The sequence below is a fragment of the Eisenbergiella sp. OF01-20 genome (genome assembly GCF_003478085.1).
In the GTDB taxonomy this organism is placed as follows: domain Bacteria; phylum Bacillota; class Clostridia; order Lachnospirales; family Lachnospiraceae; genus Eisenbergiella.
Map to the genome: position 1 here is coordinate 50421 of NZ_QUES01000037.1, position 12543 is coordinate 62963.

At 48.6% G+C, this 12543-nt stretch carries 16 protein-coding genes; 10 read left to right on the plus strand and 6 right to left on the minus strand.

What is annotated here, in order from left to right:
• Nucleotides 1–89 precede the first annotated feature (89 nt).
• The 4 genes from DXA36_RS27230 (at nt 90) to DXA36_RS27245 (ending at nt 2735) form a co-directional block, all read left to right on the plus strand.
• Entirely contained in the window at nt 90–593 is a 504-nt protein-coding gene (locus DXA36_RS27230; protein WP_118682415.1) for a DUF5721 family protein, read from the plus strand.
• Nucleotides 580–1449: an AraC family transcriptional regulator gene (locus DXA36_RS27235; RefSeq protein WP_118682416.1), complete on the plus strand. Its 870-nt coding sequence runs from the start codon at nt 580–582 to the stop codon at nt 1447–1449. Before DXA36_RS27230 ends, DXA36_RS27235 begins: the two co-directional genes overlap by 14 nt.
• Nucleotides 1446–2309 (plus strand): helix-turn-helix domain-containing protein, encoded by an 864-nt coding sequence (locus DXA36_RS27240; RefSeq protein WP_118682417.1) that lies wholly within the window; start codon nt 1446–1448, stop codon nt 2307–2309. Before DXA36_RS27235 ends, DXA36_RS27240 begins: the two co-directional genes overlap by 4 nt.
• A 93-nt stretch (nt 2310–2402) precedes the next feature.
• The gene (locus DXA36_RS27245; protein WP_182479278.1) at nt 2403–2735 is read left to right on the plus strand and encodes a hypothetical protein; all 333 of its coding nucleotides are present in this window, start codon (nt 2403–2405) and stop codon (nt 2733–2735) included.
• Between the two features lie 26 nt (nt 2736–2761).
• Here the strand turns inward: DXA36_RS27245 and DXA36_RS27255 are convergent, their stop codons facing one another.
• From DXA36_RS27255 to DXA36_RS27280, 5 genes are all read right to left on the minus strand, one after another.
• The gene (locus DXA36_RS27255) at nt 2762–4273 is read right to left on the minus strand and encodes a recombinase family protein (protein WP_118682418.1); all 1512 of its coding nucleotides are present in this window, start codon (nt 4271–4273) and stop codon (nt 2762–2764) included.
• 94 nt (nt 4274–4367) lie between these two features.
• The gene (locus DXA36_RS27260) at nt 4368–4559 is read right to left on the minus strand and encodes a hypothetical protein (RefSeq protein WP_002566025.1); all 192 of its coding nucleotides are present in this window, start codon (nt 4557–4559) and stop codon (nt 4368–4370) included.
• 70 nt (nt 4560–4629) lie between these two features.
• Nucleotides 4630–5571 (minus strand): MobV family relaxase, encoded by a 942-nt coding sequence (gene mobV, locus DXA36_RS27265; protein WP_118682436.1) that lies wholly within the window; start codon nt 5569–5571, stop codon nt 4630–4632.
• A gap of 184 nt (nt 5572–5755) precedes the next feature.
• Nucleotides 5756–6151, minus strand: a complete 396-nt coding sequence (locus DXA36_RS27275; protein ID WP_118682419.1) for a replication initiator protein A — start codon at nt 6149–6151, stop codon at nt 5756–5758.
• Nucleotides 6152–6262: 111 nt separating this feature from the next.
• Nucleotides 6263–6676, minus strand: coding sequence for a cysteine-rich VLP domain-containing protein (locus DXA36_RS27280; protein ID WP_118682420.1), 414 nt, complete (start codon nt 6674–6676; stop codon nt 6263–6265).
• Between the two features lie 351 nt (nt 6677–7027).
• On the opposite strand from DXA36_RS27280, the gene DXA36_RS27285 reads away from it, so the two are divergent.
• The 6 genes from DXA36_RS27285 (at nt 7028) to DXA36_RS27315 (ending at nt 10970) form a co-directional block, all read left to right on the plus strand.
• Nucleotides 7028–7660, plus strand: coding sequence for a hypothetical protein (locus DXA36_RS27285; protein WP_118682421.1), 633 nt, complete (start codon nt 7028–7030; stop codon nt 7658–7660).
• A 17-nt stretch (nt 7661–7677) separates the two neighbouring features.
• Nucleotides 7678–7860, plus strand: a complete 183-nt coding sequence (locus tag DXA36_RS27290; RefSeq protein WP_118682422.1) for an immunity protein Imm33 domain-containing protein — start codon at nt 7678–7680, stop codon at nt 7858–7860.
• A 52-nt stretch (nt 7861–7912) separates the two neighbouring features.
• Nucleotides 7913–8716 carry a helix-turn-helix domain-containing protein gene (locus DXA36_RS27295; protein WP_118682423.1) on the plus strand — a complete coding sequence of 268 codons (804 nt, stop codon included), beginning with the start codon at nt 7913–7915 and terminating at the stop codon, nt 8714–8716.
• 3 nt (nt 8717–8719) lie between these two features.
• Nucleotides 8720–8965, plus strand: a complete 246-nt coding sequence (locus DXA36_RS27300; RefSeq protein WP_118682424.1) for an immunity 17 family protein — start codon at nt 8720–8722, stop codon at nt 8963–8965.
• 42 nt (nt 8966–9007) lie between these two features.
• Entirely contained in the window at nt 9008–9760 is a 753-nt protein-coding gene (locus DXA36_RS27305) for a hypothetical protein (RefSeq protein WP_118682425.1), read from the plus strand.
• A 586-nt stretch (nt 9761–10346) separates the two neighbouring features.
• Nucleotides 10347–10970: a hypothetical protein gene (locus tag DXA36_RS27315; RefSeq protein ID WP_118682426.1), complete on the plus strand. Its 624-nt coding sequence runs from the start codon at nt 10347–10349 to the stop codon at nt 10968–10970.
• A gap of 78 nt (nt 10971–11048) precedes the next feature.
• On the opposite strand, the gene DXA36_RS27320 is transcribed toward DXA36_RS27315, so the two are convergent.
• Nucleotides 11049–12014: a hypothetical protein gene (locus DXA36_RS27320; RefSeq protein WP_118682427.1), complete on the minus strand. Its 966-nt coding sequence runs from the start codon at nt 12012–12014 to the stop codon at nt 11049–11051.
• Between the last annotated feature and the right edge of the window lie 529 nt (nt 12015–12543).

A 12543-nucleotide genomic window follows, 5' to 3' on the forward strand; every position in this document is an offset into this window, starting at 1 on the left:
GCTTCCTTATGATGTAACTGTTCACCACCACGAGACAGCGGTACAGGGGGCGTGAACAGTAACCTTTTAATTAGTAATGGAGAAGAAACATGATTGCATTACAGATAAAAGAAGTAAAGAGTTTTATGGGAAAGCTGCTTGGGACGGAATGTTTTGATTCCTTCCTATTGGAAGAGGCGGTTATTACCACCTATAATACCTTTCATATTGACGGCCGCATTAACCGGGAGTTTTTCAGCAATGAGGAATGGGAAAACGCGGAAAATCATCCGGATGATTTTTCGGCATGGAAAACCATGCGGCATCTGTGTTTTGATTTGATAAAGGGCAAGAAAACGCCCGCGGGTTTTAAGTTTATTTTTCATCTGATGCCCCGGTATGTGCCGGGCATTTTAAAACCGGGAGAGACGCCGGTTTCCCCGGAGCAGATTAAGGCGCTGGTGCTCACCTGCAAGTATGACGGAGGTGGACTGAGCCTGGTAACGGGAACGGCTTTTCATACCTTTCTTCCCGACAAAACCGTGGATGTTCTCTGGGATAAGGCCGTAAAGACGTTTTTATCAAAAAAGGAGATCGGCTTTGAAGAATTATGAGCAGGTGCCCCCGGCTGAGGATGCCGCAGAACCGGTTCCTCTTCTCACCCTGAAGGGAGAGGACTGCGGCTTTCAGCATCAATTCAGTGTGGGGGAGACTTATCCGTTCCATACTCATACCTTTTATGAATTTTTTCTTATCAGCAAGGGAAAAGGGATCCACCGGATCAACGAGGCATCTATCCTGCTTTCGGAGGGTTCCTTTGTATTTGTGCGCCCTTCGGACAGGCATGGATATGACTTTCTGAACCAGTATGATCTGGAATTAATCAATGTCTCCTTCCTGCCCTCCATTTTTGATAAGATCTGCGGGCTTCTGGGCTGTCCCCAGTCTTTTTTTACCGGCTCCCCCTTAAGCCTCCATACGGAACTGGCGGAGCCTTTGCTTTCCGATATCCGGGATAAAATGCTTCAGGTGGGGAGGCTGGATCCGGGTGCAGGAAGAAGGCTGTACCTGAACTCGGTGCTGCCTTTTTTCCTTTACCAGTTCTGTCCGGGCCCGTCCCTGCGGGAAACGGCGCCGTTTCCCGCCTGGCTGTCGGAGCTTATCCGGAAAATGGAGGAACCGGAAAATTACATCGAAGGTCTTCCGCGGCTGCTGTCTCTCGCCAGTCTTTCCCAGGAATACCTGAACCGGTCCTTCCGCAGATTCCTGCACATGTCTCCCACGGAATTCATCAACATGAGACGGATGGATTATGCGGCGGGGCTGCTTCTTGAAAACAGGCTGGAGGTCATTGATATCTGCCAGGAATGCGGGATTCATAACCTGAGCTATTTTTACCGGGTGTTCCGGAAGCAGTATGGCTGCTCTCCCAGGGAATTTATCCGGATGAACCGGGGGAAAACAGAATGAATAGTTATTACCGGCTTTACCGCCCTATCACCGCCGCCCCGTTTCGGAACGACGGCACTTATACGGAAATTCCTCCCTGCGACGCCCTGAAGCCTTATATCAAATGCTTCTGGAGCAGTGAAAGGCCGGCGGACGGCGCCGGGACAGAAGGGGAGCTGATTATACCGGATACCTGCATGGATATTATTTTTGAAGTGAACCACACCCGGAACCGGATAGAAAACCGGTTTGTAGGTATTAATAACAAAGCTTTCCTCACAGCGGGCGGTATGAAAGGGACGGACCGCCGTTCCGTCTTCGGCATCCGTTTTTATGCATGGACCGCCGTCCTGTTTTCCCAGGATTCCATGGATGGGGTGCAAAACAATGTCTTTGATGCAGAGCAGCATTTCATGGCAATAAAAAACTGCCTGGAACCGTTGCTGTATGAAATAACCGCTTTCCCCAGCCGGGCAAAAGAAGCGGAAAAAATTCTTCTCCGCCGCCTGGAAACCAGACGGCAGAAGCCTGCCCTGGAAGCCGCCATAGCTGTCCTACTTACTCAAAAAGGGAACCTTCGCACAGCGGCTCTGGCAGATGAGGTATTCCTCAGCAGACGGCAGTTGGAACGGCTGTTCCGGGAATATACCGGTGTCTCCCCCAAACAGCTCTCTTCTTTGATCCGATACCAGTATCTGTGGCAGGATATCCTGCGGGAGGAATCGTTTGATGCAGCAAATGCAGTACACAAATACGGCTATACGGACCAGTCTCATCTCCTGCATGATTTTAAAAAATATCATACGCTTCTTCCCAAAGAGGCAAAAGCCTATGCACGGAAAATGGCCGGAAATCCTGTCGCAAATTTACAATACAAATAGCCGGGGATATACTATTATCCTTCAGTAAACGAGGAGGAGCATCTTCTGCCCGCCAGAGGGCAATTTTGCTCCATATAACCAAGGAGGATTCATATGCTGACAGAAAAACAATTTTCAGGAATCAAAGCATGGGTATATCGGAATGCCAGAGAAATTGATTTAAACGTATGGAAATTCTATTTTGAAAAAGGGCGGAAGGAAGACGTTGTTTCTGCGCTTTCTTATTATCAGAATGAGGACGGCGGTTTTGGAAATGCGCTGGAGCCGGATAACTGGAATCCCGATTCCACGCCCTATACGACGCTTTATGCGATAAACCTGCTGCGGGAAATCGGGATGACAGATACTGCACACCCCCTATATCAGGGGATTTTCAAATATTTATACAGTGAAAAAGTGCAGTTTACAAGGAACTACACAGAGTAGGTATCTGACGGGAGGGGGTCCACCCGTCAGATTTTCCATGTGATATTCAAGCTGTCGCTTGTGGCGGCTATGGTGGTAATCATCAAATCCACCACCCGCCGCTTGTCGTCAAAGGATACATTCTCCCAAGTGTCGAGGTAGCCAGAAATCTGGTTGACCTGTTCCGGGCTAATGGCTTCCACCGTCAGTTCCGCTATCCTCGCCAGAAGTTCCTGCTTGCGCCCGTCCAGTTCCGCTATCTTCACATTCACATAGGAGAGCAGGACATTGTTTGCGCCCGTCAGACTGTCCACCAGCTTTTCAATCTCGCTGTCCACATGGGCAAGCTCCACTTGCAGTGCTGCAATTTTCGGGTTTGCCTTTGCCGCTTTCTTTCTGCCTGTCAGCGTCTTGTAGCTTGCCAGTTTCTTTACCATCTGCTGATAAACAACTGCTTCCAGTTCCGAAGTAATGATTTTCCCGCACCCGGCACAGCTTTTATTGTCCAGCCGTTTTGTGCAGCGGAGATATTGCTTTCCCACAGGATTGTTAATGCTCATAAGAGCATACCCGCAATTCCCGCATTTAATTTTTCCCGCCAGCCATGTGTGGGTAGCTTTCCGGGCGGACTGGATTTTCATGTTGTTCATCAGCTTCTTGCGGCAGGTCAGCCAGATGTCGGAGGGGACAATGCCCTCATGGGGAGCCAGTACCAGCATTTGGTCTTTCAAGTCGTTCTTTTTGCTGGGCTTCACATCCCGCCCTTGATACAGATAGCAGCCATTCATTCCCGTAAAATCGGCAGCGTCATTGACAATGACCGTCCCTTGACTTTTGAAAAATTCGTACACATCAAGGTCTGCCTGCACATAGACAGGATTGCGTAACATCTGCGCCAGCGTGGGGCGTATCAGCTCTTTGCCGTTGAACATAATCCCCTGTTCGGCAAAGTGCCGGGTAATGTCTCCGTAGGAGGTAGTGGGTTGGGCGTACATCTCAAACATCAGCCGGATATTTGCCGCTTCGTTCGGGTTTACCACCAGCTTCTTTGTGTTGATACCGTCCATCTTAATCGGCTCCGTATGGAAGCCGTAAGGGGCTTTCCCACCCATCTTGAAGCCCCGCTGACTGCGGGAGTAGTAAGCGTCTATCACCCGCTTCTGTATCGTTTCCCGTTCAAGCTGGGCGAACACGATACAGATATTTAACATCGCCCGCCCCATCGGGGTGGAGGTATCAAACTTTTCCGTAGAGGACACAAACTCTACATTGTACTGTTGGAACAGCTCCATCATATTGGCAAAGTCCAGAATGGAACGGCTGATACGGTCGAGCTTGTAAACCACGACTTTTGCAATCAAGCCCCGCTTGATGTCCCGCACCAGTTCTTGAAACTTTGGACGGTCTGTGTTCTTGCCGCTGTACCCTTTATCTGTGTATTCCTTGCAGTTACCGCCTTTCAACTCATATTTGCAAAATTCAATCTGGCTTTCAATGGAAATGCTGTCCTTTTTGTCTACCGATTGTCTTGCATAGATTGCGTCTATTCGATTGTTCATATTGTCGCTCATTTTCTTAAAAAAGAAACGGAGCTGCTGACAGTTTTATTATACCGCCAGCAACCCCGCAAATCAACGATGGCTTCGGAAAATCTTATGCCCCGGCTTCCTCACTCTGCCGCTTGTCGGCATACTTGCGGAACACCTCATAAAGCTGCTGTTCCAGCTCCCGGCGTTTTGCCGCTTCCTGCTCCGGCGTGAACACCGGGGAGAGATTTTCCAGCGTGATTTCCTTTCCCTGAAAAGTCACGACCTCTGTTTCCTTTTTGTATCTGATATGCTCCATAGAACCTCCCATATTCAATTTTCAAGGTACAATGCCGCACGCTGGCGGCGTGAAATTCTGCTTATATCAATCACCTTTCCTTTGTGTATCGCTGTTGCCGCTTCAACTCCGCCAGCACCTCCGGCGGGATACGATCAACCAGCCTTTGAATGTTCTGTAACTCGCTCTCCAGCTTTGCCCGTTCCATGCGGTCTTTCATCTTGCCGCTTTCGCTGGCTCTGGCTCTCGCTTCCAGCTTTTTGTTTTCTTCCAAAAGGTCATTTATCGTGACCTTGTATTTCTTGAGTTGCCCGGAGAAGTTCTCCATTTGCGGGAACCACTTTTTGAGCATGGCAAGGGCTTCCTCTTTCTTCTTCCCGGCGTTCAACGGATTGATACCGTCCAGCGTGGCTTCAATCGCCCTCGCCTGTTTGGAGAGGGAAACCGCCTGCTTGAACAGCCGGGTGGGGATATGCTTCCGTCCTGTCTTGCTTGCACTCTCGCCACGCTCCAAGTCGGGGTACTTGTCCACCATATAGGCGTGAAAATCGTCCTGCCACTTCGTCAGATTTGCCCTGTTCCCAATAATCTCTTTAGCACACAGGCGGTTGTCCTTTGTCAGCGGAACAAAGGTCAAATGCAGGTGGGGCGTCTTTTCGTCCATGTGTACCACCGCTGACACGATATTTTCCCGGCCTAACCGGTTTATGAGGAAGTCTGCCGCCCGCTGGAAAAACGCCTGTATCTCCTTTGGGGACTTGCCCTTGAAAAACTCCGGGCTGGTGGTAATGAGCGTATCCACAAAGCGTGTGCTGTCCTTGCGGGTGCGGCACCCCGCTTGTTCAATGCGGCTCTGAATGAAGTGGTAGTAGCGTCCCTCCGGCTTGACAATGTGGAAGTTATATTTGCTCCTGCTGGTGTCAATGTCGGGATTGCTGGCGTACTGTTCCTTTTGCCTTTCGTGGTGGGCTTCCAGCGGCCTTGCCGGGTTGCCCTTGTGCTTCTCAAATCGCAAAATTGCGTGTTGTGCCATAAACTCCTTTCCCCATTCCTTTCCTATCCGGGACTTTTCCACAGGGAAAATCCCGCCGGAATTATCTCTGATAGGATTGGAATGGATAAGATATGAATAAAATCTGTTAATCTCTGTATTTCTATCTTCCGTCCGGTTTTCGTACTTCAAGAGGATTGATTATCGTACTCCATGAGTGCGGTTTTCAGCCCTCCGGCGTACCATAACCGGATTTCTTGAAGTAGGTGTTTGATACCGCTTTATAGGATTTTGGGTAAATGCGGTTGGGTTTTCCACAGTCCTGCTTCTGTATCTCCACAAGCCCCGCATACTGCAATTCCCGCAGGGTGTTGACCGCCTTCTGCGGCCCGCAATGGAGCAGGGCGACCACCTCGCAGATTGGATAATACAGGTAAATGCGCCCGTATTCGTCCGCCCAGCCGTTCTTGCGGGATAACTCCGTCCGGCGCAGGATAAAGGCGTACAGCACCTTTGCCTCGTTGGACAGAGGGCTGAATGTGGGGGCTTCAAAGAGGAAATTTGGGAGCCGTGTGAAGCTGACCGCTTTCTCCGGCTGATGAATATAAATCGTGCTTGTCATATCGTGTTTTGTGGACGGTTAGGGCGGCATTTTCGGGGGAGAACGGTACTTTATACCACCTGCCCCGGTTCCGCTCTCTGGAAGCCTTGAAAATCAAGGACTTTTTAAGCCCTAACTGTCCACAGCAGACCTCCTTTTCCGTTCACTTTCTGTTTTCTGCCGCCTGTGAACTCTGGCGGCGCAGTCGGGGCAGTATTTCCCCCGGTTGGACTTCGGAACGAACACGCCGCCACAGACCGCACAGCGTTTCAAATCCCGCCCCCGGTAAATCTCTGCTTCCAGCGTCCCCGCCAGCGGCAAGACCGACCAGCGGAACCACTTACAGCAGACCGAGAAAGAAATCATCTGCGGGCAAGCGTGGGCGTCCCCGTCGTCAAGGGCGATACAATTCCCGTTTTCACAGTTACAGCACTCCCGCCGGATAAGGGCGTTGGCCTGTTTCCTCTGCGCCGGGTTCATGCGGTACAGGGAACCGTCCGGCCTGCGCTCCAACGGCGGCAAATCCTTGTATAGGTTATTTCTCATGTATCCCTCCGTTTTCCTGTTGCCGTTCTCCCCGAAAAGGCTTCCTGCCCCATTTCTGCGGCGTGTTCCGGCGTTGGCACGCTCCCCGGACTTCGGGACAATTTGTCCCGAAGTCGGCTCCTTGCGGTGCTTCCCCCGCCGGGGTATTCCTTTTCGGACGGTCATTCTGTTTTCAAGGTGCGGCTCATCGATGAACTAAGATAAGTCTACACCTAAATGACCGTCCATCCCGTATATCCATAAAGTCGGAAATCGGCCCGGAAAACTCCCTATTTCCACGCTCTCGGAATTGTGGTAAAATAGGAAAGCACAAAGTGGAAAGAGACAGCTTGACTGGAGGAGGATAACACTATGGCATATAAGCCGATAGAATCACATGAGGAATATTTGAAAAACCTCGAACATTACAGAAAAATCAAAAAGAACGCATGGCAATCAATGACACTGGAAGAAAAGATAGATTTTTTTGATGGCATCCACACTGACCATGTACCCATGTTCGATGAAAACGGGAACGATACCTTATGGACGCTGTGGAATTATGGCGAAATATATAAAGAATTTATCCAACACCCAGAGATGTTTTCTGTTACAGATATTTCAAAATTTATTGATATGTTAGACGATGACTGCTATCAGCCCTCATTTATGGACGATACATTAAAGGTTATTCGCAGTATCATTCGGTTTCATGGAAAAGACGGCGCAATATATCTATTATCACATTTGCAGAACGTTCCCGAACAGGGAAAGGAATATGGGCTATGTCGCAGTCTGCGCTATTTGATAGTGGACAACATAACATTTCCATATTTGAAAGAGGCGATAGCTTTGGCTGATGATTCCATACGGAATATGCTCTCCAGGATTTTACATGGAGAAATTTCAGGAGTAACAAGCCCTTTGAAATATGCCGAAGGAGTAGAACGAGAGAGAATCTGTGAATTGGAAGTGCTTATTTCTTCTACGTCGGAGAACAAATAACGAGTGGAATTTATGGTATGGACAGTAATGAAGATGATGAATACCTTTCAGACCCTAAAAACCTGATGCTGCTTGTGGTAGGAATGGTGTGGCAACGATTGAACAGAGATATTTTTAAATATATTGATATGCCTGTAGGAACGAAATTGATTCGGATATCGTCGAATGAATTTGAAATAGATACTTTTATGTTATTTTGATTGAATGGCTACTTCAAACTTACCGTTTATCGGGCAGACAAGGAGGGAGAGCATGGAACTATCCATACAGGAACGATTGAAAGACTTGCGCGTGGAGTGCGGCTTGACGCTGGAACAGCTTGCGGAGCAGACCCACCTCTCCAAGTCTGCGCTGGGCAGTTATGAAGCGGAGGATTTCAAGGACATCAGCCACTATGCCCTTATCAAGCTGGCGAAGTTTTACGGCGTGACCGCCGATTATCTGCTGGGGCTGTCTGAAACAAAAAATTACCCAAACGCCGATCTTGCAGACCTGCATTTGAGTGATGATATGATTGAATTATTGAAAAGAGGGCTGGTGGACAATTCCCTCTTGTGTGAACTGGCGGTGCACCCGGATTTTCCCCGGTTCATGGCTGACCTTGAAATCTATGTGAACGGCGTGGCGGTCAAGCAGGTGCAGACCGTAAACGCCATAGTGGACACCATGAGCGCAACGATTATGAAACAGCATAACCCCGGCTTGACCGACCCGCAGTTAAGACAGCTTGTCGCCGCCCACATTGATGATGACAGCTTTTGCCGCTATGTGATACAGCAGGACATAAACGGCATAGCCCTTGACCTGCGGGAAGCCCATAAGGACGATTTTTTCAGCGTCCCGGAGGATAACCCGCTGAAAGGATTGTTACAGACCGCCGACGAAGCCGCCGACGAGAGCGTCGATATGGAGCAAGCGTCTATGGCATTTATCTGTAAGCGGCTCCGGCTGAATTATAAGAAGTTGTCCGAGGAAGAAAAGAAATGGCTTAAAAGGATTTCGGAGAAGTCGGACTTGCTGAAAAATCCAAACCCGCAGAGAGGAAAACGGGGGTAATACATGGAGAATGTCGTTGCATACTTAAAAGACCACTGGCAGTATGTGGTGATTGCTTGCGGTGGGCTGACGCTGTTAGGGGCAATCTTCAACTGGCGGTGGGTCACAAGCCCGGAGGGAGAAAAACCAAACGACCCCGGACGCTTTATCTATGACCTGTTCGGACAGGGTTGGTATCGTGTCTTTATGGGCGTTTTGGGCGTTGTAATTATTGCCTGTGGGATTTTCTTTCTCTTTGTGGGAAGATAAAACAGAAGAACAAATCGGAATTGACGAAAGGAGAATTTTTCAATGACAATAGAAGAATGTAGAGAATATCTTCCTGATAGTTGGACAGAAATCATTCAACAAGACCGCTTACTAATGGAAATCTTTGGAGAACATGATTATAATTTAGAGGAGGAAGCTGTTCCGCCTTTTCTGTTTCAGGAATTGCGTGGCGGCAATATTGAGCACCTGCGTCCTATCTTTGCTCTCTACGGGCAAACTGGACTGGATATGTTACAAAAACTCTTGGAAATTGATGAAATCAGTAAAGATACAGCAGAGGTTCAACTGCCGGACGGACAGACGGGTTATGCAGGATATTTCTTTACTCGATTTTCAGAAGATAATAGGCAGAACGCTGAAAATGCTGTACGAGCCTACATCAAAAATATAAATCGTATTTTTGTGGAGGAGTTCAAAGAAGATGCTCCGCTGGACGAAAACGCCACAATAGAAATTCTCTCCGGGCAAGCGGCCCAGGATTTTAGGGCAGAAGTTCATGAGTTGTGGGTTAGCGGAGAAAGAACAGATATAGATGTAGAAACCGATTTGAGAGATTGGTGTTATGATATGCCGTACAAAAAAAGCTATAAGGATATTGAGTTGATGTCCGAAGCATTATACCATATCAGCTGTGATTATCTATTGTCTGATTATCTCCAGTGGTCTATGTATGATACAAAATGGGAAAATCCTTTCCGTCCTTACTTTGAACTTTGGAAAATGGGCTTAAAAGCCTATTTCCCAGAGCGCGGGCGTGTGGTATTGGCAGAATAAAAGTAATTCCAGCCTGTCGGAGAAATAGCAAAGCCAGCCGAGCCAGTCAACGGTCAAGATGAACGGCGCATAAATGCGCCGCCGTTGACAGTCCCGCCCGTCTTTGCTGACAGGCAATCAAGGCGGGAAAGCCCTAAAATGGCTTCCCGCCCATTTCAATTTTTACGGAAGTGTGTCCACAAGTTCGGGACATTTTGTCCCGAAGTCCAGCGTTGAACGAGGGACGGGGGATTTCATATACGCCCTGTCTGCTGATGAAACCAGTTCTGCGCTTACGGCTCCACGCCACGCAATCACAGCCCTATTTTCCTGCCGCTTCAAATGCCCTTGCCCTCCCCGGCGGCAACGGCATTTGAAGCGGCAACGCCGACAGAGCGTATAACACACTACACTTTGCAAGCAAAGTCGTGTGCCAAAGGGACACCCTTTGGAAACCCCGGACAACAAAACAGGCTGAATATCTCGCACTTCCCCGGTGCTTGATATTCAGCCTTTATTTGTTGTCAGCAGCCCCCGTTTCGTGGTCTGCGTGTAGTTCCTTGTAAACTGACCTAAGGATCTGACGGATTACGGCTGGCGCTTCTGTGTGCCGGGCAATGACAGCTGCCCGCGGGCTCCCTGGTGGACTTACAGGGAAGAAGCCAACAAAACAGAAAGCATCGGCCTCACCTGCGGACTTTGCGTCTTTGTGCTGCAAAATATGGAAAAAGGGTCTTCCCTTTATAAGAAGGCGGAAATGCTCGCCAAAAAGGCGCTGGATAAGCTGCTGTCAATCCAGGAGTTCGGTGATATGGGGATAGGCGGCTACCTCGGGCTTATACATGCCGCGCCTTCCCTCAACCTGGGAGAATACGACATGTCCGCTCTGTATTCGGCAGTCAATAACCTGGTTAACGCCTCCATTGAGCGGGATGTTTCCAAATGGCAGTACTACGGCGTCCTCCCTTCCAACTATATCCGCAGCCCCCAAAGCCCTTTCTACCCGGCCAATAAGGAAAATTTGTGGAAAAAGAGATCCGGTACCTTCTGGAAACCCTGCCGGAAAATGGAGTCTGGGAGATTCCATGGACCTGGTTTGATCACATGGAACCGTATGGCAGAGAATTTGCCGTCAGTGAAAACTGGTGGAAATCCATTAAAGCTATTGAAAAACTCTGCTTCCTGCGAAATTTTAATGCAGTTTCCTTCTGAAAAGGGTGCGGCTTCGTGAAAAAATCAGGAAGCCGTTGTCTGTCCCGTGGAGATGGTTCTCAGTCCGTAACAGTTCAGGCAGTCCTGAACTGTTACCTCAATCCACCAGTATTTCATGTACCTTTTCCGCTGTAATCAGGCAGACCCGGGCTATTTCTTCTTCCTCCATTCCCCCTGCCGACAGCTTCATCACTTTTTTGGTAAGAAGTATTCCTTGTTCCAGGCCTCGTTCCAGGCCCTTCTCCTCAATCGCTTCACTCAGATTACACATTTGTCTCAGCTCCTCTCTTAATTCATATTCCATTTTCATCCCATAATCCTGTGTCAGAAGCTTCTCCTTATCTGCCGCGGCTAACACGGGGGACAATAGTACATTCAGAAAGCCGTGAAGGGTTCCTGCACAGTCTGCCCCGCCGGTTTCATGCAGACAGATAATGACTACCGACAGCTTATCATAGCTCTCTCTTTGCTCCGTGATGTTTCCGACAAGATCCTCTTTCGTTATACGGTATTCCGCCATGGCATTTCCGATATATGCCGGCGCGTTCATGCAGATCCAGATACTGTATACCTTCTTCAGCCCGTCATAATCGGAATCTGTAAATTCTTTGTCCTGCTGCTCTGACAGCATACGCGCCCCATAGAAGATCCCGCGGGTCACGATCCTGTATTTCAGATAAAATTCTTTCTGGGCCTCTACATTGATCAGCAGCTTGATTTCTGAAGCGTCATCCTCTCCGGGCAGGAAGGCACGGAACCGGACATCATAGGTAATGGTCCCTTCCCCGGGAATTTTACTTTCGGTGCTATCCCCTGTAATACTCCGGTCTTTTTCCTCTTCCCCACCAGGACGAAGGGGGACATTGGCGATGGAAATATCCGGTTCGATCCATGATATAATTTCTCCGATGGAACAGCTGCCGTATTCCCGGACAGCCCCTTTCAGTATACGGGCCAGAACCTGCCGGCTTCCCAGAATACGTTTCACATACCCGTCATACTGCGCTTTGTCCCCGGCAGCACAAAGCTCCCGGGTCAGCCATGATTTTGCTTTTTTCTTCATCGGTTCCTCCTTGGATTACTGTTCACTCAGTACTGTGCAATTACTGCACAGTGCGTGAGAAAGTGACTCAAGAGTGCATAAACACAAACGCCACTGGCGATTTTAAATGGATTTATGCATGTTACTGGTCACGGAGTGAACAGTAACCTCCTTGGAGAGCGGGAACCGATAACGATGTGCCTCAGCGCCTGTTCTGGTTCCTGCCCTGTTAATACGTGTGATTTTTCGGCAGAAACTGCCAGAATGTGCGAATGCACGAGTTAAAATTTACCTCTGACTGTGAGGTATAAAATAGGTAAGAATATAATTATGATACTTTAGTATTGGTAGAAAGTCAACTCCTCTTTTCCGGTATCATCATGCCCGGTACCGTCATGTCATTGGTTATTATTCTACGTTCCCCCGTATAGTATTATCTGTTTTACATAATATCTTCTTTTTAAAAATAAATATTATTTTCACTATTGACTTTAATACCCGTCTTTAGAAGTTAACACCATATTCTTTGGGAGCAAAAACAACATATATT